Origin of the sequence: Stenotrophomonas cyclobalanopsidis (assembly GCF_008710035.1) — a bacterium.
In the GTDB taxonomy this organism is placed as follows: Bacteria; Pseudomonadota; Gammaproteobacteria; order Xanthomonadales; family Xanthomonadaceae; genus Stenotrophomonas; species Stenotrophomonas cyclobalanopsidis.
This window is the reverse complement of the sequence record NZ_VYKI01000023.1, coordinates 1-23,634: the sequence shown is the minus strand read 5'-3', so window position 1 is coordinate 23,634 and position 23,634 is coordinate 1. Positions and strand designations below refer to the sequence as shown.

Genomic DNA, 23,634 nt, shown 5'->3' with positions numbered 1-23,634 from the left:
CAAAAAGCCGGCGACGCTTGCGCGTGCCGGCTTCGGCTCCACTGCGACAGGCAAGCCCATCGCAATGAAGATGCGTCCGATCAGTACAGGCGCTGACGCTTGGTGACGTCGCGCGAGGAACGGCGCAGCTGACGCTTCACAGCAGCGGCGGCCTTGCGCTTGCGCTCCTGGGTCGGCTTTTCGTAGAACTCGCGCTTGCGGGTTTCGGCCAGCACACCGGCCTTTTCGCAAGTGCGCTTGAAGCGGCGAAGAGCAAACTCGAAGGGTTCGTTCTCGCGGACTTTGACGCTGGGCATGGAATCTCCGGGACACAGTAGAACCGGGTCACGCCCGGCGAGCCGCACATTATAGCGGCGAATGGACAAACTGCAAGCGGCCAACCCTGAATACGGGCAAGTCGTCTGCGTGCTATGGATTCTGCCTGTCCCCCGAGGGGGCGGCAGGGGCGTCATAATAGCAGGCATGCGAGTCCTTGGCATCGAATCTTCCTGTGATGAGACCGGCGTGGCGGTGTATGACACCGACCTGGCCGGCAGCGCGGCCCTGCGCGCCCATGCGGTCTACAGCCAGATCGCCCTGCACGCCGAGTACGGCGGTGTGGTGCCCGAACTGGCCAGCCGCGACCACGTCCGCAAGCTGCTGCCGCTGGTGCGCCAGACCCTGGCCGAGGCTGGCCTGGGCGTGGGCGACATCGACGGCGTGGCGTACACGGCCGGACCTGGCCTGGTCGGCGCCCTGCTGGTCGGCGCGGGCGTGGCCCGTTCGCTGGCGTGGGCGCTGGAGGTGCCGGCGGTGGGCGTCCACCATATGGAAGGCCACCTGCTGGCCCCGTTGATGGAAGACGACCCGCCGGAAGCCCCGTTCGTGGCCCTGCTGGTGTCCGGCGGCCATACCCAGCTGGTGGCGGTGGACGCCATCGGCCAGTACCGGCTGCTGGGTGAAACGCTGGACGATGCGGCCGGCGAGGCCTTCGACAAGACCGCCAAGATGATGGGCCTGCCGTACCCGGGTGGCCCGCAGCTGGCCAGGCTGGCCGAGCAGGGCTCGCCGGGCGTCTACCGCTTCGCGCGGCCGATGACCGACCGCCCGGGGCTGGATTTCAGCTTCTCCGGGCTGAAGACCCAGGTCCTGATGGCCTGGCGCGACAGCGACCAGAGCGAACAGACCCGCGCCGATATCGCCCGTGGCTTTGAGGATGCGGTGGTGGAGACCCTGTCGATCAAGTGCGAGCGCGCGCTGGAAGCGGCAGGCACCAACGTGATCGTGGTGGCCGGCGGCGTGGGCGCGAACAAGCGCCTGCGTGCCCGCCTGCAGCAGATGGCCGAGCGCCTGGGCGGCCGCGCCTGCTTCCCGCGCCCGGCGCTGTGCACCGACAACGGCGCCATGATCGCCTTCGCTGGCGCGTTGCGCCTGCAGGCCGGCCAGCACAACCCGCCGAAGGTGGAAGTCACCCCGCGCTGGGACATGGCGACCCTGCCGGCGGTCTGAGCCGTAACGCCGGGCCACGCCCGGCGGACGCATCATGGGCGTGCACCCAGCGGCGACGCAGCCAATACCGTCGTCGCCCGCTCATGGCGCTGCAGCCACCCCAGGGTGTGCGGGCAGCGCGCATGGATCAGCCGGCCGATCGCGGCCAGGTCGGCACCGATGTCGCGCTCGAGGACGGGTTCGTGGTGGGCGATGCGGTTGCGCAGGTGGCGGATGCGGTCGAGGTCGGCATGGATGTTTGTGCGGACGACGCTGAGGGCACACTGTGGCGCGTTCGGCAACGCGATCTTCAAGCCCCGCGCCCAGATGGCACCCTCGAAGCGCCGCGTGAAAAGTTGCTGCCAGAACGCGAAGCGAAGGCTGGCGATGATCTCTGGAGTGTCCATCCGACGATCCGCCCGCCGATGGAGATCCTGCAAGGCAGACAATGCGCCATCTGCGGGCATCCGCTGCAGTAGTGCAGGATGCCAGGGCCAGCGCGGCCCAAAGGCATGCGCCAGCGCCGCGGCGACCGCGTTGCGGATGACGATCTCGCAGACATGCAGTGGCGAAAGAAGCGCGCCACACATCTGCATGTTCCAGACGTAGAGCGAGGCGGCATCCAGAGAATGCCGGTCTGCGAGACGTTTGTAGGTCGCCCAGCGGGGCCGGGAGAGTGCTGCTTGCAGAATCCGTTGCTCTTTCATTGGTGGCGGGATCACGTTGTGGATCACCAGCCTGCGCCGCATATCGGCCTGGTGATATCAGGCAACTCCACGCTGTTGCACAGCGCAATTCCCAAGGGCGTTCGGGGTTATCCGGTGTGTCGTGAATGCCTCTGGACAGCATGGCGATCATTCTTCAATATCTGCAGCGTGTGCTTCGGGACTCGCGGCTGGTTACCAGCTCCCCCCGAGGACGTTGAGAGGTACCAAAGGGCCCCGCTAGCAGGGCCCTTTGTCTTTTGAGGCTCGGAAGCAGTCGTAATTGCCTCTCGATCAGCTGGCCTGACCTGCTTCAATTTCAAAGCCTGTGCCACCGGGATTCGCGGCTGTTCAACAGCTCCCCCCCGGGGACAAACGGTAGTACCAGAGGGCCCTGCTAGCGGGGCCCTTTGTTTTTTCCGTCATCAGCAATTGCCGCAATCGCCTCTCGCATCGAGCAGGATCGATGGGATACCTTCGCCAGCGTGTGCTCCGGGACTCGCGGCTGGATTCCAGCTTCCCCTGGGGACGTTGAGAGGTACCAAAGGGCCCCGCTAGCAGGGCCCTTTGTTTTTCCCGTGACCCGTCCTGAATTGGGTTGACACCTTTTCCCTCTGGAAAAGGAATGTTCAATGAAATCAACAATCAGGCGCAGCCAGCGGGATTACTCGCTGGCCTTCAAGTTGTCGGTGGTCGATCAGGTCGAGCGCGGGGAACTGACCTACAAAAAAGCCCAGGAGCGGTACGGGATCCAAGGCCGCAGCACGGTGCTCTCCTGGCTTCGCCGTCATGGTCGGCAAGATTGGTCAGCTGGGGCATCATTCCCTCCCATGAGCACTGTCCCCAAAGCCGGGGCGGCCAAGCCGCTTACGCCGGAACAACAGATCAAGGCCCTGCAGGTCCAGTTGCGGGAGGCAAACGAGAAGGCGCAGCTGTTCGAGGCCATCGTGGACGTCCTCAAACAGGATTACGGGGTGAAAATCGTAAAAAAGCCTTCCGGCAAGTCCTCACGCAAAGGCGCCTCAAAGGCGTAAGCGTGGCAAGGGCTTGTCGCCATTTCGGCATCAGTCGGCAGGCGTTCTACCAGGCCGGGCACCGTCAGGGGCGGCGAGACGCTGCCGATGCCACCGCACTGGCGCTTGTGAGCGATTGCCGCGCGCGCCAACCTCGAGTGGGTACGCGCAAGCTGCACCATCTGATTGAGCCGAAATTGCAGGCGGTGGGAATCGATCTGGGGCGCGACCGTCTATTTGACGTGCTCCGGGAAGCACGCCTGCTGGTGCCGCAGCGCCGTGCGTATCACAAGACGACCGATAGCCATCATCGCTTCCGCAAGCATCCCAACCTGCTCAAGCCGGGTGAGAAATGCGTAGTTCCTACTGGCTGCGAACAGGTGTGGGTGGCGGACATCACCTATCTGCCTACGGATGGAAAATTCGTTTACCTGAGCCTGGTTACCGATGCCTGGTCACGCAAGATCGTGGGCTGGAGCGTGAATGAGACGCTGCAGACCGAACATACCGCGCAAGCCCTGGAAATGGCCCTGAAAGCCCGGAAAACGAAGCAGCGACTGATCCACCATTCGGATCGAGGCATCCAGTACTGCTCGGACAACTACCAGCATATCCATGCCAAGCATGGCCTGACCTGCTCGATGACCGATGGCTATGACTGCTATCAGAATGCTCTGGCAGAACGAGTCAACGGGATCCTGAAATGCGAGTTTCTGCTCCATCGCCCGCGGGACCTTGGACAGGCCCGCCAGATGGTGGCTGAGGCAGTGGAGATCTACAACGCCGAGCGACCCCACCTGTCCCTTAAAATGCAGACGCCCGATGCGATGCATCGGGCGTCCTTGGCCGCCTGACGGCGGCCGGATCATCCACCCCATAGGTGTCAACCTATGGCAGGACGGGTCACCGCCCCATCGATGCCACCCCCCGTTCCGGGCAGGCTCACCGCCGTGCCGTTACCATGGCCGTCTGTATCCGGCTGGTACCCGCAATGGACAAGGTTTTCATCGAAGGGCTGACGATCGACGCCCTGATCGGCATCTACGACTGGGAACGGCGGATCCGGCAGGACCTGGTGTTCGACCTGGAAATGGGCTTCGACAACCGCCGCCCGGCCGCCTCCGATGACATCGCCCACACCCTGAACTACAAGGCGGTGAGCAAGCGCCTGGAGCAGTTCGTGCGCGAATCGGAATTCGGTTTGGTCGAGACCCTGGCCGAGCGCTGCGCGGAGATCGTGCTGGACGAATTCGACGTGAAGTGGCTGCGCCTGAAGCTGAGCAAGCCCGGTGCGGTGCGCGGCGCGCGCGCGGTCGGCGTGATCATCGAGCGCTCGCGCGACTGACCGGTCGTGCCGGCCGCTGGCCGGCAACCTCAATCCCAACAGAAACAACGAAGGAGACAACTGATGGTGGACGCGGTGGTGGCGGTACAGTGGCTGGAACAGCTGCAGAAGACACTGGAACCCTATCCCGGCGCCTATCTGGCGTTGATGATCACGGCGCTGCTGGTTGCCGCCAGCTTGGCCAACTGGGTCACCAAGCGCATCCTGGTGCGCGGCCTGCGGCGCCTGTTGCAGCGTCTGCCGGGCGCCGAATCCGGGCGTGGCAGCCACCTGATGCGGGTGATCTCCCGGCTGTCGAATGTAGTGCCCAGCCAGGTGATCGCCTCCGGCGTCGCCCTCATTCCTGATTTGCCGCCCGGCCTGGTCAACGTCATCGTCAAGCTGTGCATCGTGTGGGCCGTGCTTACCCTTGCCATGGCGTTCTCGCACGCCCTCGATGCAGCCAACAGCCTGTACGAACGCAAGCCCGACGCGCGCAACAAGCCGATCAAGGGCTACCTGCAGGTGGTCAAGATCGTGGTCTATGTGGCCGCAGGCCTGTCCATCATCGCTACCCTGCTGGGGGTGAAGATCGGGCCGCTGGTCACCGGCCTGGGCGCGGCCACCGCGGTGCTGATGCTGATCTTCCAGGACACCATCCTGTCGCTGGTGGCCAGCGTGCAGATCAGTGGCGACGGCCGCGTGCGCCTTGGCGACTGGATCGAGATGCCCAGCCAGAACGCCGACGGTGATGTCATCGATATCGCCCTGCACACCATCACCGTGCAGAACTTCGACAAGACCATCACCACCATCCCGACCAAGAAGCTGGTGACCGAGTCGTTCAAGAACTGGCGCGGCATGCAGGAGGCTGGCGGCCGCCGGATCAAGCGCGCGCTGTACCTGGACCAGCACAGCGTCGGCTTCCTGGGCGCGGACGCGCTGCAGCAGCTGGGCCAGTTCGCCCTGCTCGGCGATTACCTGCGTGACAAGGCGCAGGAGCTGGAGCAGTGGAACGGGCGCCTGCGCGAGCAGGGCGTGGCCGAGGTGAACAGCCGCCGGGTGACCAACCTGGGCACCTTCCGCGCGTATGTGGAGCGCTATCTGCGCAACCACCCTGGCATCCATCAGGACATGACCCTGCTGGTGCGCCAGCTGCAGCCGACCACCGAGGGCCTGCCGCTGGAGCTGTACTGCTTCACCCGCAGCACCGCCTGGGGCGAATACGAGGCGGTGCAGGCGGACATCTTCGACCACCTGCTCGCGATCCTTCCGGCCTTTGGGCTGCGGGTGTTCCAGGCCTCCAGCGATGCCATGTTGATGGCGGGGCAGCGCGCACTGGCCGGGTCGGAGTAAGCTCCACCCTCGCGTCCGCCCCCGTATGGGCCGCCCAGACTGTGGGCGGGCGCACGAAACTGAATGACGAAACCTCTCGCCAAATGGCCCGGGAACGCTAGAATGCCGGGCTTGTAAACGTTTTCATAAGGACAGCTGGTGGCCTCCGATCGCATCGAATCCCTCATTGCCCAGATGACCGTCGAGGAAAAGGTCGGCCAGCTGGGTGTCTTCGCGGACATGGTCCGCCCGTTCGCCCCGGACGTGAACCCGGAAGCCAACGTGCGCAACGCCGACCAGGTGCTGCAGCAGGTGCGCGAAGGCAAGGTCGGCTCGCTGTTCAACGGCGTGGGCGCCGAACTGGGCCGGCGCATCCAGCAGGTCGCCACCGAGGAGAGCCGCCTGGGCATCCCGGTGATCCTGGCCGCCGACGTCATCCACGGCATGCGCACCGTGTTCCCGATCCCGCTGGGCGAAGCCGCCAGCTTCGAACCGGACCTGGCCGAGCGCACCGCCCGTGCCACCGCCGTCGAGGCCACCGCCGCCGGCCTGCACTGGACCTACGCACCGGCCGTGGACATCGCCCGCGACCAGCGCTGGGGCCGTGGCGCCGAGGGTGCCGGTGAGGACGTGGTGCTGGGCTGCGCCTTCGCCGCCGCCCGCGTGCGCGGTTTCCAGGGCGGCGACCTGCGCGCCGCCGATTCGCTGCTGGCCACGCCCAAGCACTTCGCCGCCTATGGCGCGGTGATGGCCGGCATGGAATACAACATGGTGGACATCTCGCCGCAGACCCTGCGCGACGTGCACCTGCCGCCGTTCAAGGCCGCTTTCGACGCCGGCGCGATCACCGTGATGTCCTCGTTCAACGACATCAACGGCGTGCCGGCCAGCGCCAATGCCGAACTGCTGACCGACATCCTGCGCGGTGAGTGGAAGTTCCCGGGCGTGGTGATCTCCGATTACACCGCCGACATGGAACTGGTCGCCCACGGCTATGCCGCCGACGACCGTGACGCCACCGCCAAGGCCTTCACCGCCGGCCTGGACCTGAGCATGCAGAGCGGCTTCTACGCCGAGCACCTGCCGGGCCTGGTCGAGAGCGGCGAAGTGCCGATGGCCGTGCTGGATGAAGGCGTGCGCCGCATCCTGTGGCTGAAGGAAACCATCGGCCTGTTCGACGATCCGTACCGTTCGCTGGACCCGGCGCGCGAAGCAGATACCTCGTACATTGCCGCCCATGACGAGCTGTCGCGCGATGCCGCGCGCCGCTCGATCGTGCTGCTGAACAACCGCGACAACGTGCTGCCGCTGCAGAAGACCGGGCAGAAGATCGCCCTGATCGGCCCGTTCGTGCAGGACCGCGAGAACATCGAAGGCTGCTGGACCCTGTTCGGCGACAAGCAGCGCTACGTGGATCTGGAAACCGGTGTGCGCGCCGCCATCGGCGATGAAGCGCTGCTGGAGATCGTGCCGGGCAGCGAGCTGGAAGCGGCGATTCCGGGTGGCACCGAAGCGGCCGTGGCCGCTGCACTGCGCGCCGACGTGGTGGTGCTGGCACTGGGCGAACCGCAGCGTTACAGCGGTGAAGCGCAGTCGCGCGTGGAAATCACCCTGCCGCCGGCACAGCAGGCGCTGGCCGAGGCCGTGGCGATGACCGGCAAGCCGCTGGTGGTGCTGCTGCGCAATGGTCGCGCGCTGGCGCTGCAGGGTGCGGTGCGCAATGCGCATGCCGTGGCGGTCACCTGGTACCTGGGCACGCAGACCGGCCACGCGGTGGCGGATGTGCTGTTCGGCGATTACAGCCCGTCCGGCCGCCTGCCGGTCAGCTTCCCGCAGGTGTCCGGCCAGCAGCCGTACTTCTACAACCACCCGCGCACCGGCCGCCCGGAACTGCCGACCATGTCGGAGTTCAAGGCACGCTGGCGCGAGATTCCGAACGAGCCGCTGTATCCGTTCGGCCACGGCATCGGCTACGCTACGTTCGCCTACGGCGTGCCGCAGCTGAGCGCGGCCCAGCTGGGCTGGGACGACACCCTGACCGTGACCACCACGCTGACCAACACCAGCGCCGTGGCCGGTGAGGAAGTGGTGCAGCTGTACATCCACGACCGTGTGGCCAGCCGCGTGCGGCCGGTGCGCGAGCTGAAGGACTTCCGCAAGGTCGCCCTGCAGCCGGGTGAGTCGACCGAGGTGAGCTTCAGCCTGACCCGCGAGCAGCTGGCCTTCACCGGCCGCGACGGCGTGCTGCGTGCCGAGCCGGGCCAGTTCGACGTGTGGGTGTGTGCTTCGTCGGCGTCTGGCGAAGCGGTGCAGTTCGAGCTGCTGAAGGCCTGACCGCGGAGTGGTGGCGCCGGGCCATGCCCGGCGTCCTCACCCATGGCAAACACGCCGGGCATGGCCCGGCGCTACCATCGGGGCATTCATTCGATGGAGCCCGCGCATGCGCAAGATTGCTTTCCTGATTCCGGCCCTGCTGCTGGCTGCGTGTTCGCAGCCGGCACCGCCGGCCGAGCCTGCCGCCGATGCGCCGCCGCCGATGACCGGTTCCACGCCGGCTGAAGCTGCCGCCAGCAGCACGCCTGACCCGGCCGCTGCGCCGCAGGCCGCGGCCGAGCACGCCAGCGAAGCCCCTGCGCCCGCCGCAGCCGCCGATGAAGGCGATGCGCGCGCGCGCATCGACAGCGTGCTGGGCGATGCCGCGCAGTACGAGAAGGTGTTCAACGCATTCAAGACCGCCGTGGTTGGCGGTGACCGCGCCGCAGTGGTCGAAGAAGTGCGCTTCCCGCTGAACATCGCCGGTGGCAAGAAGATCACCGGCCCGGGCGAGTTCCAGCGCAACTACGAAAAGATCATCACCCCGGCGGTGATCAAGGCGATGTCCGAGCAGGCGTTCGACAAGGTCTTCGTCAACCAGCAGGGCGTGATGATCGGCGATGGCCAGGTCTGGCTGACCGGCGAGTGCCTGGACAAGGCCTGCGCCCGTACCGAGGTGAAGGTCGGCACCATCCAGTAAATGCAGACGGCCCCGCGTGATGCGGGGCCGTCGGGTAAGGGCGATGCCGGCCAGCGGTCGGCACTACCGGGGTCAGGCTTTCGGGGTCAGCTTCAGCAGGCGGGCCTTGCTGCCGTCTTCCAGCAGCCACAGTGCGCCATCGGGGCCCTGTTCCACTTCGCGGATGCGCTCGCCCATGTTGAAGCGCTCGGCTTCGCGTGCGTTCTCGCCATCGAAGGCCACCCGCACCAGCGAGGTGGAGGACAGGCCACCGATGAAGGCGCTGCCCTTCCACTGCGGGAACAGGCTGCCGCTGTAGAACATCAGGCCGGCCGGCGAGATCACCGGGTTCCAGGTCACCTTCGGTGCGGCGAATTCCGGACGGGTGTCGTGGTCGGGAATCGGGCGGCCATCGTAGTGGTCGCCGTTGGAGACGATCGGGTAGCCATAGTTGGCGCCGCGCTGGATCAGGTTCAGTTCGTCGCCGCCGGCCGGGCCCATTTCCTGCGCCCACAGCTTGCCGTTGGCGTCGAAGGCGATGCCCAGCACATTGCGATGGCCCAGCGACCACACCTGGGCGGCGACGCCGCCCTGCGAGGCGAAGGGATTGTCCGCCGGCACGCTGCCATCGTCGTTGAGGCGGATGATCTTGCCGAGGTTGCCGCTCATGTCCTGGGCCGGATCGAATTTCTGGCGCTCGCTCGAGCTGATCCACAGTTTGCCGTCCGGGCCGAAGGCGAGGCGGTGGCCGTAGTGGCCCTGCCCACTGACCTTGGGCGTCTGCCGCCAGATCACCTTCAGATCCTTCAGCGCACCGCTGCCATCGGCATTCAGTGCCAGGGTGGCGCGCGCCACGGCCGCGCCGCGGGTGTCGAGCGTGCCTTCTTCGGCGTAGCTGACGTAGACCACGTTGTTGCGGGCGAAATCAGGATGCAGGATGACATCGCCGAAGCCGCCCTGGCCGCCGTAGGCCACCTTCGGCACGCCGGTGATCTCGTGCTTCTGGCCGCTGGTCAGATCCAGGTGCTGCAGCTTGCCGCGCTTTTCGGTGACCAGCAGGCTGCCATCGGGCAGGAAGGTCATCGCCCACGGCTGGTCGAAACGGCTGACTTCGGTGGCGGTGAACGGGCGCTGGTCGGCGCTGGTCGCTGCGGGCGTGTCCTGCGCAGCGGCTGCGGTATCTGGACCGGCGGCATTGCAGGCGGTGGTGGCGAGGATGGGCAGCAGGCCCATGGCGAGCAGCAGGGGCGCACGTTTGGCAGGACGGGTCATGGGTATCTCCAGGTGGGGATGCGGATGGCCAAGCCCCGTTGTACACCACCGAAGTGAAGAGACGCGTGGTCCAAAGGTCCTGTCGCGCAGCGGCAGCCGAGCGCTGGGCCGGTGCTGCAGGCGGTGGCCTTGCGTGCCGGATACGAAAAGAGCCGAGCATGGGCTCGGCTCTCCACGATCAACCGCGGCAGTCATCAGCTGCCGCGTACGAGACGCGGATCGGCCACGTGGGCGTCATCCCAGCCACGGCGCACGGCCGCGCGGGCCTGCTCCCATTCCAGCCGGCTCGTACCGCGTTCACTGACCCAGCGGCCCTGCAGCTCGGCTTCGACCTGCTCGTAGGCGCGGATGATCTGGTCAGCCCGCGTTTCCTGCGCACGCGCGGCATGGCCGATGCGGTAGGCGGGCTCGTAATCGTCAAAGAGCAGGGTGTCGTCGTAGTAGGGCTCAGCGGTATAGCGATCGCGCCAGTAGTCGGTGAAGGTGTCGCGCTGGGTGCTGTCATCCGGCACGCGGCCGGGAATCTGGTAGTCGGGCATCGGTCAGGCTCCGTGTGGGGACGAGGCTTGATCGTGCCCGTGCAGCGGTTAAACGCCCGGGCCGGTTGCGTGAAGATCAGGTCGCGTCGGCCTTGCGCGGCAGCTTGTAGATCACCGCGCCAATGGCGAAGGCGACCAGCGCGGCGGCAATGTTCTGCCAGCTGGCACTGGCGAACAGGCCCACGCACAGCAGCAGGGCCAGCACCGGAATGAGCGGGCCACCGGGCAGCTTCAGTGCGCCCGGCCGGTCGGCGTAGCGCTTGGCCAGCACCAGCACCGCCGCCGCCGTGCCGATGTAGGCGAACAGGCGTGTGGTCATCGAGAGCAGGGCCAGCTGCACGAACGAACCGGACAGGGCCAGCCCCAGCGCGATCAGCCCTTGGCAGAAGATCGCCGCGGCCGGCGTGCGGAAGCGCGGATGCACCTGCGCCAGCACCTTCGGGCCGTAGCCATCGCGGGCCAGGGCGAACAGGAAGCGCGGGCCCATCATCATCGTGTTGCTGTTGGTGCCGAGGATGGAGATGGTGGCGCCGACGGTGAGGATCAGTGCCAGGGCTTCGCCACCGAAACCGGCGGCGGCATCGGCCAGCGGCGTGGCCGAACCGGCCAGGCCTGCCAGCGTGCCCTGCGCCACCAGCTGCACCGCACCGTAGATGACGGTGACGGTGACGATCATGGTGATCAGCGCGAACGGGATGTCGCGGCGCGGGTTGCGGTATTCACCTGCGGCGGCCGGGATGTTCTCGAAACCGGCATAGGCGTACAGCAGCAGAAGCGCGGCCTCGCCCATGCGTTGCAGGTCGTGCGGGTCCGGGCGCTGGCCGGAGAACGCCAGCTGCGGGTCGATGTAGAACGCGCCGATGGCCACGAACAGCAGCAGCGGCAGCATCTTGCCGATGACCAGCACGATGCCGGTACGCGCCGCCGAGCGCACGCCGAGGACGTTGACCCCGGTGAGGAAGCCCAGCGAGACCACGGTCACCGCGATGCGGCCCAGGCCGGCGCCGGCCCACGGCCAGAAGCGCGCGACTGCATCGGCCAGCGCATTGCTGAGCGCGGCGGCCGAGCTGATGCGGGTCAGCCAGATCATCCAGCCGATCTCGAAGCCGGCGAAGCGGCCGAACGCCTCGCGCGCATACAGGTAGCTGCCGCCGGGCTCATCGAAGTAGCTGGCGGCCTGCGCGTAGCACAGCACCAGCAGCGCCACGACGATGCCAGCGGCGACCACGCCCCACAGGCTGAAGGGGCCAAGCAGGGCGACGGTGGCGGCGGGCAGCAGGTAGATGCCGCTGCCGATGACATCGTTGATCGACAGGCCGACGATCTGCCAGCGGCTGACCGCGCGCTGCAGCTGCGGCTCGTTCTGGGCGCTCACCAGCGTGCTCCGGTCAACGCGGGCAGCTGCCACTGCGCCTGCAGGCGCGCGTACTCGGCGCGCGGCAGCAGCACGAAGCGCGGCGTGTCCTGCGGCCGCAGCCAATCCAGCAGCGCCTGCATGCGCGCCTGCGGCATGGCCGTGCAGCCGGCGGTCGCCTCACCGGGCTGGCGCCACAGGTGGGCGAAGATGCAGCTGCCCTTGCCGGGCTGGTTCTGCGGGTTGTGCGCGATCACGAAGCCTTCCTGGTAACGCACGTCGCCGCTGTCGTGCAGGTCCAGCCGCATCGGTTCGGTGGAGCCCTCCACGGCGGCGCGGCCGACCTTGGCCGCATCGACAATGCGGTTGTAGAACGGCGAGGCCGGCACATCCATGCAGTAGCTGCTGTCGAGCATCGGCTGGTAGGCCATCGCGGTACCCGGGCGCGTGCCGGCATAACCGAACGCACTGCCCAGCGCGAACACGCCGGCCGGGCTGCGGCCATCGCCTTCCTGCTTCTGCGGGCCGTCACCCTGTGCCGGGTGCAGGCCCAGGCCCCAGGCGCTGCCGCTGCGGCCCAGCGACACCGGGAAGGCCGTGCCCTGCGCGCGCCAGCCCTTGCCATCGCGCACGAAGGCCTGCAGCTGGCCCTGGGTACTGTCCCAGCCCTCGCTGGTGACCACGATCAATTGCCGCGCGCCATCCAGCGGCGCGGCGTGGAGGGACAGCGACGCGGCCAGCAGCAGCGCGGCGGTGACAAGGCGGGACAGCGGCTTCATCAGCAGGCGCTCCGGTCAGGAATCGAGCAGGTGGTCAATGCGTTCCAGGTTCACCGCAAGTTGCCGCTGGCGATCTGGATTGGCGTGGCAGAGCAGCACGAACAGGAAGTCGAGCAGGGCATGCATGGCGCTACGGTACAGCAGCTGCGCCACCTGCGGCGTTCGGTCGTAGGCGCATACGCCCAGCGAGGCATCGGCGTGCGCGCGCAGCGGGTTGGCGGTGTGGCGGGTGATCGACACCACCTTGCCGCCCATGTTCTGGAACTGCCGCGACAGCTGCGAAAGCTGCGGCAGGTTGCCGTATTCGGAGAACACCAGCAGCGCATCACGCCGGCGTGCGGCCGACAGGTTGGCCAGCAGCAGCACCGGATCGGTGTGCGGCACCACCAGCAGGCCGAGCAGGGACAGGCGCATGGCGAATTCGCGCGCGAACAGGCCGTCATCGCCCAGCCCGTACACGAACAGCTTGGGCGCACCGTCCAGCAGCTGCACGATGCGTTCGATCTCCTCGCGCGGGTTGGCCTGGCGGGTCTCTTCCTCGGCCTGGGCCTTGCTGCGGCGCAGGGCATCGCCCAGGCGCAGGTAGTGATCGGCGTTGTCCGGTTCGTCCGGTGCCTGCTGCGGGTCGGCACCGGCGCGGGCCACGTCCTGGCCGATGGAATACTTCAGGTCCGGGTAGCCCTTGAAGCCCAGCTTCTGGCTGAACTTGACCACGCTGGACTGGCTGATGCCCAGCGCGCTGGCCAGCTGCTGCGAAGAGTAGTCGCGCAGCAGGTGGGCGTTGTCGAGGATGAAATCGGCGATGCGGCGTTCGATGGCCGACATCTGCCCGCGCTCGGTCCGGATTTTCAGCAGGGGCGGCATGCGGGGTGTCCGGGCGTGGGTTGGCGTTCTGTGGCGTGGTCTACAGCATCCACGCATGGCGTGGATCTACTGGGGTGCGGCCCTCGTAGAGTCGAGCCGTGCTCGACTGCGCGAATCAACCCAGCATCTCCAGGCCGCGCACTTCGGTGATGCCCAGCCCCGCTACGTCGCTGATGCTGATCTCCGATTCGTTGAAATGCACGCCGCCGCTGACCGGGTCGAACTGGCCCAGCGAGGGGCCGTCCAGGTCGACCTTGGTGATCACATCGCTCTTGGCCACGGCCAGGTGCACGGCGGCGGCCACGCTGATGCTCGATTCGATCATGCAGCCGATCATGCACGGCACGCCGTAGATGCCGGCGATATCGGCGATGCGGATCGCGTTGGACAGGCCGCCGGTCTTCATCAGCTTGATGTTGATGATGTCGGCCGCGCGCTGCTGGATCAGGTCCATCACCTGGCTCGGGCTGAACACGCTTTCGTCGGCCATCACCGGTGTGTTGACGCGGTCGGTGACGTACTTCAGGCCGCTGATGTCGGCCGCCTTCACCGGCTGCTCCAGCAGCTCCAGTACCACGCCGGCGTCTTCCAGCGTGCGCATGGCATGCACGGCCTGCTTGGCGGTCCAGCCCTGGTTGGCATCCAGGCGCAGCAGGGCGCGGCCCTGCACAGCGGCATGGATCGCCTTGACGCGCTCGATGTCCAGGCCGATGTCCTTGCCCACCTTGATCTTCAGCGACTCGAAACCGCGCTCGATGGCCGACAGCGAATCGGCCACCATTTTGTCGATGTAGTCCACGCTGATGGTGATGTCGGTGGTGATGACCGGATCGCCACCCCCCAGCATCTGGTACAGCGGTGCGCCGTGCAGCTGCGCCCACAGGTCGTACAGAGCGATTTCCACCGCCGCCTTGGCGCTGGTGTTGCGCTCCATGGCGGTCTGCACCAGCGCGCACAGGTGGTTGAGGTTGACCACGTCCTGGCCGATCAGGCGCGGGGCGATGAAGTGGCGGATCGCTTCGATGATCGAGCCGTGGGTATCGCCGGTGATGACTGCAGTGGCCGGCGCTTCGCCGTAGCCGGTGTTGCCGGTGTCGGTGCGGATCAGCACCACCACGTCTTCCACGGTTTCCACCGTGCGCAGGGCGGTCTTGAAGGGGGTCTTCAGCGGCACGCGCAGCATGCCCAGTTCGATGGCGGTGATCTTCATTCGGCAGTCTTGGCCCGCAGGCGCTGGATGTTGGTGATGCGGTCGATGTAGCGGACGGTATCGCTGGCCATCATTGGCTCCAGCGGGGTGACCGAGACACCATTGAGGTGGGCCTGCACGCGAGTGCCGTCGGCACCGAACCAGCTGCCGCCCGCCGTATCGTGGATGACCCAGGTGCGGCCGTCGACGTGGCCGATGGCCATCATCACGTGGCCGGGGATGTAGACCAGGTCGCCCACCTGCAGCTGGTTCACGGCGCGGTCGCGCGCAGCCTTGCCGGTCTTCTCGGTGAAGGGCAGCCGGTCGAGCGCCGGACTGACGGCTTGGGCACTGGTATTGCGCGGCAGCAGCACGCCGAAGCTGCGGTAGATCTCCGAGACGAACCCGCTGCAGTCGCGGGTGTCGTAGTCGTGGCCCCAGCCGTAGCGTTCGCCGAGGAACTTGAAGGCCTGCTGCAGCAGCAGGCGCGGGGTCAGCGCCAGGTATTCGCCGGCGGTGTCCTGCGAGCGCGGCAGCAGCGCCGGCACCAGCTTTAGCTGGCCATCGGCCTCGCGCACCGGCAGCTGCACTACCCACGCGGCATGCGCCTGCTGGCCGTTCACCGGCGTGGCCGCGGGCCAGTCGGCCAGCACCGGCAGGCGCACGCCCATGTCCAGCTGCAGGCGCGACACGCGCGGCTCTTCCGGGGTGAACGCGGTGTGCGCCACCGCGCCGGTGATGATGCGATACGGGCCCTGCGCGCCGTAACCGAGCACGCTGGCTTTCTCTCCGGTGGCCACAGATTCGGCTTCGATCCACGCGCTGTAGCGTTCGCTGTGCACGAACAGCCAGCGGCCGTCGGCGCTGCGATGGACCACCGCAACCTTGTCACCGGGGAACAGCGCCGATTCCTGGAAGCGGTCGATATCGGTATCGCCGGTACTGCTGAAGACGCGCTGGCGGGTCGGGAAGGTGCGCAGTCCCGCGCGCTTCACCACCAGGCCGTACTGCGGCGCTGCCTGTGCAGCGATCGCCTGCAGGCCGAGGTTGGCCTCGATGGACGCACGAAGCGCCGGCGCGATGGGCTGGCCCTGGTCGTCATGGAGCGCCCGTGTCGGCCAGCTCGACAGCGCGGTGATGCTGGTGCGCACCTGCGCAGCGGTCAGCTGTGCGGGCAGGGCGGCGATGTCCTGGATGTGTGCATCCTCGCTGCGCATGCGCGCGTTCAGCGCGTCGATCTGCGCGCGGTCGAGGATCGGCGCATCGGCGTTGTCCAGCCGCGCGGCCCAGTATTGCGGGGTCAGGTAGGCCTCGTGCAGGCCAATGACATAGGGCAGCGGCGTGCCGGGATCGGGTGGCGGTGCCGCCTGTGCGAAGGCGGGTGCCGCCAGCAGGCACAGGGCCAGGGTCAACCGGCGCGGCCAATGCCGGCGCGGTTCGCGGGAAGCCAGGATCATGCGCTGCACACCCTCCTCAATGCCTCCGGGAATACTTATTCCTTTCGGCCATGAAAGCAAGAATAAATTATTGACCGGCTACCCGGCCCGTGTTACACAGCCGTTACCACCCGCGCTGGGGAAGTGTCGCCGTGGATCCCGTCGTTCGCAAACTGCGTCTGCCTGCCGCTGCCGGCCTGTGTGCCGTGCTGCTGTTGTGGGCGTCGTCGTCAGCGGCGCAGGATGTGCGGGAGCAGGGTGCAGGCGAGACGCGATTGATCGATCTGGTCGACAGTGGCCGCTTCGCGCTAGCCGAAGGCCTGCTGGCGCGCGGCGATCTGCCCGTCACCGCGGCCTGGCAGCGCGAACGCATGCGCCGCATCCGCCTGGATTTCAGCCTGGACGAGGCCGCCGCGATAGCCGCCGTGCGCCGTTGGATTCCCGACCTGACCGATGCCGAATTCGCGCGCTGGGATCAGCTCGACCTGATCGAACACCTCGATATCGACGGTACGCGCTGGTACTTCAAGCGCGCACCGTCCAACCTGTTCCGGCTCAGCGATGAGGCACGCGCGCGCCGCCGTGCCGATGCACCGCTGCCGGCGGCGGGCCAGAACGAAGTGCTCAACGCGCATCACGCACGCGTGGTCGCTGCCGCTGATCAGAGCGGCGAGACGTCGGTACTGCCGCAGCGCATTGCGTTCACCCAGTCGCTGACGGTGAAGGCCGATGCCGTGCCGGCCGGCGAAACCATCCGCGCGTGGATTCCGTACCCGCGCGAGATTCCCGGGCAGCAGGAGCAGGTGCAGTGGCTGGGCAGCACGCCGGGCAAGGCGCGCGTCGCCCCGGCCAGCACCCTGCAGCGCACCGCCTATCTGGAGGCGAAGGCGGTGGCCGGGCAGCCGACCCGGTTCGAGATCCGCTACGCGGCCACGATCTTCGCGCGGCATACGGCGGTAGACCCGGCACGCGTGCAAGCCACCCCGGCCGATCCGGCGCTGCAGCCGTTCCTCGCTGAGCAGCTGCCGCACGTGCGTTTCACCCCGGCACTGAAGCTGTTTTCCGACCAGGTGCTGCAGGGTGAGACGCGCCCGTATGAAGTGGTGCGCAGGCTGTACGCCGCGGTCGATCGCATTCCCTGGGCCGGCGCCCGCGAATATTCCACGCTCAGCAACATCAGCGATTACGCCCTGCGTGCCGGGCATGCCGACTGCGGGCAGCAGACGCTGCTGCTGATCGCCCTGCTGCGCATGAACGGCATTCCCGCGCGCTGGCAGTCGGGCCGGGTGTTCTCCGATGACGGCAGCGGTTACAGCAACCTGCACGACTGGGGTGCGGTCTATCTGGCGCCGTATGGCTGGCTGCCGATGGATGTGACCACCGGTGCGCTGGCCAGCGAGACGCCCGCACTGCGCGATTTCTATCTCGGTGGCCTGGATGGCTACCGCATCGCCTTCAACGATGATTTCGGCCAGCCGTTCGTGCCCGCCAAACAGCATTACCGCTCGGAAACGGTCGACTCGCAGCGCGGCGAGGCCGAGTGGGCGGGCGGCAACCTGTACTTCGACCAATGGGACGACGACTTCCAGTGGCGGGTACTGCCGGCCGGGCAACGCTAGCGCACTACCTCCACCACCACACCATTCAATTCTTGCAGGAGAGAGCAGGGGATGAAGGCTTACAGCATCAAGCGGGCGGCGTTGTGCGTCGCCCTTGGGGCGTGTCTGGGCATCATGCTGCCCAGCACCGTAATGGCCCAGACCGTGAGCGGCGCCGTCGCCGGCCGCGCAACCGCCGGTGACCAGGTCACCGTGGTCAGCAGCAGCACCGGCCTGACCCGTACCGTCACCGTCGGCGCCGATGGCAGCTACCGCCTCGGCCAGCTGCCGGTAGGCGATTACCAGCTGCAGCTCAGCCGCGAGGGGCAGAAACTGGGTGACCAGGTGGCTGTCAGCGTGGCAGTCGGTGGCACCACCACGGTCAACCTGGCCAGCGCCGGCGGCGTCACCAACCTGGATGCGCTGCAGGTGACCGGCACGCGCGTGATCAACCGCGTGGACGTCTACTCCACCGAGACCTCGTTCAACATCAACCGCCAGGAAATCTCGCGGTTGCCGGTGGCGCAGGATCTGTCCGCCGTCGCACTGATGGCACCGGGCGTAGTCGGTGGCAACGCCTCGTTCGGTGGCCTGTCCTTCGCCGGTTCGTCGGTGGCCGAGAACGCGGTGTTCATCAACGGCCTCAACGTCACCGACATGTATACCCGGCGTGGCTTCAGCACCGCACCGTTCGCCTTCTTCAACGAGTTCCAGGTCAAGACCGGGGGCTACTCGGTCGAGTTCGGCCGCTCCACCGGCGGTGTCATCAACGCGGTCACCCGCTCGGGCAGCAACGAATTCGAGGGCGGCGTGGAAGTGACCGCCGAGCCCAGCGCATGGCGTGCCAGCGGGCGCGACCACTTCCACCGCGACGGCACCGCGCACGCCTACGGCAGCCGGGACAACAATTCGTTCTTCAAGACCAACGTCTGGGGTTCGGGCCCGATCATCAAGGACACGCTGTTCCTGTTCGCCATGTACGAGGACCGCGACGACCGCGGCCACAACACCTCGTCCGATGGCAGTACCTGGTTCAAGAACAACTCCGGCAACGGCTTCTGGGGCACCAAGCTGGACTGGAACATCAACGACAACCACAGCCTTGCGCTGCTGGCGTTCTCAGATGAGGGCGATGTCACCAACGCGTCGTATGGCTACGACTGGGATGACGACCGCATCGGCGACTGGGGCGGTGATTCGATCACCGAAACCGGCGGCCGCAACTGGTCGGCCACCTACACCGGCCACTTCGGGCAGAACTTCACCGCCCGCGCCATGGTCGGCCAGAACAACCAGCGCGCCTTCACCAACTCCTCGCTGGACCAGGCCTGCAGCCCGGTGTTGACCGACAGCACCTACGGCCCGCGCCTGGGCAAGCTGCAGGGCCTGCGTGCCGGCTGCCATCCCACTGGCACGGCCGTGGCCGAGCGCGATGACACCCGTGATGTCGCCCGCCTGGATTTCGAATGGCAGCTGGGTGACCACCTGCTGCGCTTCGGTCTCGACCGCGAGCTGATGACCACCGACCAGTCGACCCGTTACCCGGGGCCGACGGCGCTGAGCTACACCGCCTACGTGGCGCGGCCCGGCGATGAAGTGTGGGACGGCGCCAATGCCTACGTGCCAGCCGGCGTCACCGAGATGCTGCGCGCCCGCAACCGCCAGTCCGGCGGCACGTTCGAGACCGAAGCCAATGCCTTCTACCTGGAAGACATCTGGAACATCACCCCGAACCTGATGCTCAACCTCGGCATCCGCTGGGACCGCTTCGAAAACCGCACCGCCGAGGGCAAGGCTTTCATCAAGATGGACGACCTGTTCGCCCCGCGCGTCGGCTTCTCGTGGGACATGCGCGGCGATGGCAGCGCCAAGCTGTTCGGCAACGCCGGCCGCTACTACCTGCCGGTCACCAACAACATCAACGTCAACTTCGCCGGTGGCCTCACCGACGAATACAGCTACTACGTGCTGGAAGGCTGGGAGCAGAAGACCTCGCCGACCGGTTCGGCGTACATGGCGCCGATCATCGGCGCGCAGATCGGGCCGACCGATACGCGCATGAACACCGGCGGCGCCGACCTGCGGCAGAGCGTGGACCGCGACCTGAAGGCGGTCTACCAGGACGAGTACATCCTCGGCTTCCAGAACATGATCAACGCCGCCTGGTCGTGGGGCGTCAACGCGACGTACCGGCGCATGACCCGCGCGCTGGATGACATCCGCATCAACTACACCCCATGCGGCCCGACGCCGAGCACGCTGTGGCCGATCGGCAACCCCGGCGAAAGCCTGACCCTGTGGGGCGACCAGAGCATCGGCTGCGCCACCGAAGGCTGGATCACCATCGACACCGCCAACAGCGGCTACCGCAAGGGTGGCAGCGGCGAGGTCATCGGCTATTCCAAGCCCAAGCGCACCTACAAGGGCCTGGAGTTCCAGATCGACCGCGCCTGGGACGAGAAGTGGCTGTTCAACGCCTCCTACCTGTGGTCGCGCAGCGATGGCAACTTCGAAGGCCCGGTGAACTCCGATACCAACTACGGCGACACCGGCATGGTGCAGTACTGGGATCATCCGGCTACCAACGAACGCTATGGCGTGCTGTTCAACGATTTCCGCCACCAGATCAAGCTGCGCGCGGCCTATGCGCTGAACCAGCAGTGGTCGTTCGGCACCACGCTGCAGGTGCAGTCCGGCGGCCCGATCACTGCCTATGGCGTGATGTGGCCGAACGACACCATCGCCGGTGGCAGCACCTCCAGCGAAGGCAGTGGCGGCGGCACCGGCTGGCTGTGCGTGGCCAACTGTTCCGGGCCGTATGACCAGCGCCAGTTCGAATACAGCCCGCGCGGGGCGTTCGGTCGCCTGCCGTGGACCTGGACGATGGGCGCCAACGTCACCTGGCGCCTGCCGGTGGAGGGCATCGACCTGAGCGCCCGGCTGTCGGTGTACAACCTGACCAACAACCAGAAGACCATCAACGTGCACCAGCGCTACGAAGCACAGCCGGGCCAGTACCGTGAAGCGACCTTCGCCACCGGCACGCGCTGGCAGGCACCGCGGTACACGCAGCTGGTGGTGACGTGGAACTTCTGAGGCCTGCCGCGCGGGTGGTGTCGGGCCTGCTCGACTGCGCTTCGCGAGGTGCCCGCGCCTTGGTAGAGTCGAGCTTGCTCGACTGCCTTTCGCGGGGTGTTAGACGCCGGTCAGTCGAGCAAGCTCGACTCTACGCGCACGCAACCGCGCGTCGTTGCCGAGGTTACATCTGCATGGCTGCAGTGATGGTGTTCGCGGCGGTGGCGGCGGAATCGACAGACACCGCCGCCATCGATGCCGATGTCGCCGCCGTGGTCGAGCACGCGCACCTGCCCGGGCTGGCCATGGCCGTGGTCGAGCAGGGCAGGGTGGTCTACCAGCACGCCGAAGGTGCGCGCGGGGATGGCGGCCGCATCGACGAGGACACGCTGTTCAAGATCGCGTCCAACAGCAAGGCCATGACCGCCGCGCTGCTGGCGCGCCTGGTGGAGCAGGGCAGGCTGCGCTGGGATGATCCGGTGCGGAAGCACCTGCCCGGTTTCACCATGCATGACCCGTGGGTGGGCGAGCACATGCAGGTGCGTGATCTGCTCATCCACAACAGTGGCCTCGGCCTGGGGGCCGGCGACCTGATGCTGTGGCCGGAGCCCAACGCCTATACCCGCGCGGACATCATCGCCGGCCTGGCCCACCTGAAGCCGGTCAGCAGCTTCCGCAGCGGCTACGCCTACGACAACCTGATGTACGTGGTGGCCGGTGAAGTGGCGGCCGCCGCCGGCGGCAAACCCTATGACCAGTTGCTGCGCGAGCAGGTATTCAAGCCGCTCGGCATGGACCGCTGCCAGGTGGGCGCATGGTCGGTGAAGCGCGTGGGCAACGTCGCCCAGCCGCATGCCTGGCGTGGGGGCCGCAACGTAGTGATCAACGCCGATGGCGCGACCAGCCCCGACCTGACGTCGATGGCGGCCGGTGGCATCCGTTGCTCGCTGCGCGACATGACGCGCTGGATGCAGGTGCTGCTGGACCCCGCGCTGGTGCCCGGCTGGCTGGGCAGCGACCAGCGGCGCACGGTGTGGACCCTGCACATGCCGATGCCGCTGGGCGAGCGCCAGCGTCGCTGGGACAACGCGCACTTCATGGGTTACGGCTATGGCTGGCGTGTTTCGGACATGGACGGGCAGTGGAAGGTGGCGCACACCGGCACGCTGTCGGGCATGTATTCCTCGCTGGCCCTGCTGCCGGACCGCAGGGTGGGCGTGGTGATGCTGGTGAACGGCGAGGGCGAGGATGCACGCACGGTGCTGATGCAGTCGATGTTGAAGCGCTTCACCGCTGTGGGCGCAGCGCCGCCGGCGATGGAGTACCTGGCAGAGCTGCGTGCCAACCAGGCCGAGCGTGCCGCCAGCGGAGGCGGGCGTCCGTCCACGGCGGCCGCGCTGCCGGTGGCGCGCGATGCCCTGCCGCAGTGGCAGGGCCGCTACCGCGATCCGTGGCTGGGCCCGGCCTCGCTGTGCCCGGGCAAGGACGGCCTGCGATTCAGCGTGGACAAATCGCCCAAGCTGCAGGCGCAGGTGATGCAGCTGCAGGGTCGCTGGCTGCTGCACTGGGATACGCTGGAGGCCTCCGCGCAGGCATGGCTGCAGGCCGACGCCGGTGCACCACCCACGCTGCAGCTGCGTGCCCTCGATCCGGACATCGACTTCAGTTATGACTTCCAGGACCTGCATTTCACTCGTATTGGCGACTGCCCTGGCGGGCAGCACGCGCGCCGCTGAGCCACCGCGCATCTCGCCGGCCACCGATGCGGCCAGCGCCGGTCTGCTGGAGATCCGTACGCTGGCGCCGCGCATCGAACTGGACATCCGCTACGCCGGCGCCAACAACTTCACCGGCACGCGCGTGCCGGGTTACGAGTCTCCATCATGCTACCTGCTGGTCCCGGTGGCGAAGGCACTGGCTGCGGTGGAAGGCGACCTGCGCGCCGAGGGCTATGCGCTGCGCCTCTACGACTGCTATCGCCCGGTGCGTTCGGTACAGGCGTTCATGGCCTGGGTGCAGGATCCGCACGAGCAGTCGCGCAAGGCGCTGCAGTACCCGGGCCTGGACAAGCCGCGGCTGCTGGCCGATGGCTACATCGCCGAGCGCTCGGGCCACAGCCGGGGCGCGACGGTGGACCTGGGGCTGCTCGATTGCCGGGCCGGCGCCTGCGTGGTGATGGACATGGGCACGGATTTCGATTTCTTCGGCGTGCGCGCGCATACCGACGCGGCGGGGCTGACGGCGGCGCAGCGCGGCAACCGGCAGCGGTTGCTGCAGGCGATGGCGCGGCGTGGGTTCGCCAACTACCCGCAGGAGTGGTGGCACTACACGCTGCAGCCGGAACCGGATGCCGGCACCGCGTACGATTTTCCAGTGCGGTAATGGGTTTCTTTTGCAGGGCTTGCAGCCCTGCACCTGCTGCACATCAACGTCAACGTCAGAGGCAGAAGCTGGTTTCCTGAGGGTGGGCGGGGGGGGGGGGGGGGGGGGGGGGGGGGGGGGGGGGTGGGGGGGGGGGGGGGGGGGGGGGGCCCCGGGGGGGGCCCCCCCCCCCCCCCCCCCCCCCCCCCCGCTCCGGGGGGGGGGGGGGGGCGGGGGGGGGGGGGCCCCCCCCCCCCGGTTGAGGGGGACGCTGCAAGTACGTCCATGTAAGCTCGGTCGCCGCATCCATGCGGCTCACGCCCCCTCAACCG

19 protein-coding genes are annotated in these 23,634 nt (G+C 67.4%); 10 read left to right on the top strand and 9 right to left on the bottom strand.

Annotated features, from left to right (window positions below):
• Positions 1-80: 80 nt before the first annotated feature.
• Positions 81-296 carry a 30S ribosomal protein S21 gene (rpsU, locus tag FJU31_RS15125; RefSeq protein WP_002808376.1) on the bottom strand — a complete coding sequence of 72 codons (216 nt, stop codon included), beginning with the start codon at positions 294-296 and terminating at the stop codon, positions 81-83.
• A gap of 166 nt (positions 297-462) precedes the next feature.
• Between rpsU and tsaD the strand changes: the two genes are divergently transcribed.
• Positions 463-1,488, top strand: a complete 1,026-nt coding sequence (gene tsaD / locus FJU31_RS15120) for a tRNA (adenosine(37)-N6)-threonylcarbamoyltransferase complex transferase subunit TsaD (protein WP_150455476.1) — start codon at positions 463-465, stop codon at positions 1,486-1,488.
• 32 nt (positions 1,489-1,520) lie between these two features.
• Here tsaD and FJU31_RS15115 read toward each other — a convergent pair whose 3' ends face one another.
• The gene (locus FJU31_RS15115; RefSeq protein ID WP_150455498.1) at positions 1,521-2,174 is read right to left on the bottom strand and encodes a hypothetical protein; all 654 of its coding nucleotides are present in this window, start codon (positions 2,172-2,174) and stop codon (positions 1,521-1,523) included.
• Between the two features lie 629 nt (positions 2,175-2,803).
• Between FJU31_RS15115 and FJU31_RS15110 the strand changes: the two genes are divergently transcribed.
• From FJU31_RS15110 to FJU31_RS15090, 5 genes are all read left to right on the top strand, one after another.
• Positions 2,804-4,038, top strand: a protein-coding gene (locus tag FJU31_RS15110) for an IS3 family transposase (protein ID WP_246161370.1) whose coding sequence is annotated in 2 segments (ribosomal slippage) — positions 2,804-3,155 and positions 3,155-4,038 — 1,236 coding nt in all. Because the reading frame shifts where the segments join, the coding sequence is not laid out codon by codon here.
• A gap of 137 nt (positions 4,039-4,175) precedes the next feature.
• Positions 4,176-4,529 carry a dihydroneopterin aldolase gene (gene folB, locus FJU31_RS15105; RefSeq protein WP_150455475.1) on the top strand — a complete coding sequence of 118 codons (354 nt, stop codon included), beginning with the start codon at positions 4,176-4,178 and terminating at the stop codon, positions 4,527-4,529.
• A gap of 63 nt (positions 4,530-4,592) precedes the next feature.
• On the top strand, positions 4,593-5,864 hold the full coding sequence (locus FJU31_RS15100; protein WP_150455474.1) for a mechanosensitive ion channel family protein: 1,272 nt from the start codon (positions 4,593-4,595) through the stop codon (positions 5,862-5,864).
• 138 nt (positions 5,865-6,002) lie between these two features.
• A complete protein-coding gene (locus tag FJU31_RS15095; RefSeq protein WP_150455473.1) occupies positions 6,003-8,177 on the top strand; it encodes a glycoside hydrolase family 3 N-terminal domain-containing protein in 2,175 nt (724 codons plus the stop codon).
• Positions 8,178-8,283: 106 nt separating this feature from the next.
• Positions 8,284-8,856 (top strand): hypothetical protein, encoded by a 573-nt coding sequence (locus FJU31_RS15090; protein WP_150455472.1) that lies wholly within the window; start codon positions 8,284-8,286, stop codon positions 8,854-8,856.
• Positions 8,857-8,928: 72 nt separating this feature from the next.
• On the opposite strand, the gene FJU31_RS15085 is transcribed toward FJU31_RS15090, so the two are convergent.
• The 7 genes from FJU31_RS15085 to FJU31_RS15055 form a co-directional block, all read right to left on the bottom strand.
• Complete coding sequence (locus FJU31_RS15085) at positions 8,929-10,107, bottom strand: PQQ-dependent sugar dehydrogenase (RefSeq protein ID WP_150455471.1); 1,179 nt, start codon at positions 10,105-10,107, stop codon at positions 8,929-8,931.
• 194 nt (positions 10,108-10,301) lie between these two features.
• Entirely contained in the window at positions 10,302-10,646 is a 345-nt protein-coding gene (locus tag FJU31_RS15080; RefSeq protein WP_150455470.1) for a hypothetical protein, read from the bottom strand.
• Between the two features lie 76 nt (positions 10,647-10,722).
• Positions 10,723-12,021: an APC family permease gene (locus tag FJU31_RS15075; protein WP_150455469.1), complete on the bottom strand. Its 1,299-nt coding sequence runs from the start codon at positions 12,019-12,021 to the stop codon at positions 10,723-10,725.
• The gene (locus FJU31_RS15070) at positions 12,018-12,779 is read right to left on the bottom strand and encodes a L,D-transpeptidase family protein (protein ID WP_150455468.1); all 762 of its coding nucleotides are present in this window, start codon (positions 12,777-12,779) and stop codon (positions 12,018-12,020) included. The genes FJU31_RS15075 and FJU31_RS15070 overlap by 4 nt, the downstream gene beginning before the upstream one ends.
• Positions 12,780-12,794: 15 nt before the next feature.
• Positions 12,795-13,643 (bottom strand): MurR/RpiR family transcriptional regulator, encoded by an 849-nt coding sequence (locus FJU31_RS15065; RefSeq protein ID WP_150455467.1) that lies wholly within the window; start codon positions 13,641-13,643, stop codon positions 12,795-12,797.
• 115 nt (positions 13,644-13,758) lie between these two features.
• Positions 13,759-14,853 carry a dipeptide epimerase gene (locus FJU31_RS15060; protein WP_150455466.1) on the bottom strand — a complete coding sequence of 365 codons (1,095 nt, stop codon included), beginning with the start codon at positions 14,851-14,853 and terminating at the stop codon, positions 13,759-13,761.
• Complete coding sequence (locus FJU31_RS15055; protein WP_150455465.1) at positions 14,850-16,289, bottom strand: C40 family peptidase; 1,440 nt, start codon at positions 16,287-16,289, stop codon at positions 14,850-14,852. The genes FJU31_RS15060 and FJU31_RS15055 overlap by 4 nt, the downstream gene beginning before the upstream one ends.
• Positions 16,290-16,420: 131 nt before the next feature.
• On the opposite strand from FJU31_RS15055, the gene FJU31_RS15050 reads away from it, so the two are divergent.
• The 4 genes from FJU31_RS15050 (at position 16,421) to FJU31_RS15035 (ending at position 23,323) form a co-directional block, all read left to right on the top strand.
• On the top strand, positions 16,421-17,887 hold the full coding sequence (locus FJU31_RS15050; RefSeq protein WP_150455464.1) for a transglutaminase-like domain-containing protein: 1,467 nt from the start codon (positions 16,421-16,423) through the stop codon (positions 17,885-17,887).
• A 51-nt stretch (positions 17,888-17,938) separates the two neighbouring features.
• Positions 17,939-20,962, top strand: a complete 3,024-nt coding sequence (locus tag FJU31_RS15045; protein ID WP_150455463.1) for a TonB-dependent receptor — start codon at positions 17,939-17,941, stop codon at positions 20,960-20,962.
• Between the two features lie 173 nt (positions 20,963-21,135).
• Positions 21,136-22,677 (top strand): serine hydrolase domain-containing protein, encoded by a 1,542-nt coding sequence (locus FJU31_RS15040; RefSeq protein WP_150455462.1) that lies wholly within the window; start codon positions 21,136-21,138, stop codon positions 22,675-22,677.
• Positions 22,610-23,323: a M15 family metallopeptidase gene (locus tag FJU31_RS15035; protein WP_150455461.1), complete on the top strand. Its 714-nt coding sequence runs from the start codon at positions 22,610-22,612 to the stop codon at positions 23,321-23,323. The genes FJU31_RS15040 and FJU31_RS15035 overlap by 68 nt, the downstream gene beginning before the upstream one ends.
• The last annotated feature ends 311 nt before the right edge of the window (positions 23,324-23,634 follow it).

Excerpts from the sequence above, each read along its gene's own strand:
- FJU31_RS15115 (WP_150455498.1), bottom strand. The coding sequence starts at position 2,174 with ATGAAAGAGCAACGGATTCTGCAAGCAGCACTCTCCCGGCCCCGCTGG.
- FJU31_RS15070 (WP_150455468.1), bottom strand. The coding sequence starts at position 12,779 with ATGAAGCCGCTGTCCCGCCTTGTCACCGCCGCGCTGCTGCTGGCCGCG.
- FJU31_RS15085 (WP_150455471.1), bottom strand. The coding sequence starts at position 10,107 with ATGACCCGTCCTGCCAAACGTGCGCCCCTGCTGCTCGCCATGGGCCTG.
- FJU31_RS15100 (WP_150455474.1), top strand. The coding sequence starts at position 4,593 with ATGGTGGACGCGGTGGTGGCGGTACAGTGGCTGGAACAGCTGCAGAAG.
- FJU31_RS15080 (WP_150455470.1), bottom strand. The coding sequence starts at position 10,646 with ATGCCCGACTACCAGATTCCCGGCCGCGTGCCGGATGACAGCACCCAG.
- tsaD (WP_150455476.1), top strand. The coding sequence starts at position 463 with ATGCGAGTCCTTGGCATCGAATCTTCCTGTGATGAGACCGGCGTGGCG.
- FJU31_RS15090 (WP_150455472.1), top strand. The coding sequence starts at position 8,284 with ATGCGCAAGATTGCTTTCCTGATTCCGGCCCTGCTGCTGGCTGCGTGT.
- rpsU (WP_002808376.1), bottom strand. The coding sequence starts at position 296 with ATGCCCAGCGTCAAAGTCCGCGAGAACGAACCCTTCGAGTTTGCTCTT.
- FJU31_RS15040 (WP_150455462.1), top strand. The coding sequence starts at position 21,136 with ATGGCTGCAGTGATGGTGTTCGCGGCGGTGGCGGCGGAATCGACAGAC.
- FJU31_RS15065 (WP_150455467.1), bottom strand. The coding sequence starts at position 13,643 with ATGCCGCCCCTGCTGAAAATCCGGACCGAGCGCGGGCAGATGTCGGCC.
- FJU31_RS15035 (WP_150455461.1), top strand. The coding sequence starts at position 22,610 with ATGACTTCCAGGACCTGCATTTCACTCGTATTGGCGACTGCCCTGGCG.
- FJU31_RS15055 (WP_150455465.1), bottom strand. The coding sequence starts at position 16,289 with ATGATCCTGGCTTCCCGCGAACCGCGCCGGCATTGGCCGCGCCGGTTG.
- FJU31_RS15045 (WP_150455463.1), top strand. The coding sequence starts at position 17,939 with ATGAAGGCTTACAGCATCAAGCGGGCGGCGTTGTGCGTCGCCCTTGGG.
- FJU31_RS15060 (WP_150455466.1), bottom strand. The coding sequence starts at position 14,853 with ATGAAGATCACCGCCATCGAACTGGGCATGCTGCGCGTGCCGCTGAAG.
- folB (WP_150455475.1), top strand. The coding sequence starts at position 4,176 with ATGGACAAGGTTTTCATCGAAGGGCTGACGATCGACGCCCTGATCGGC.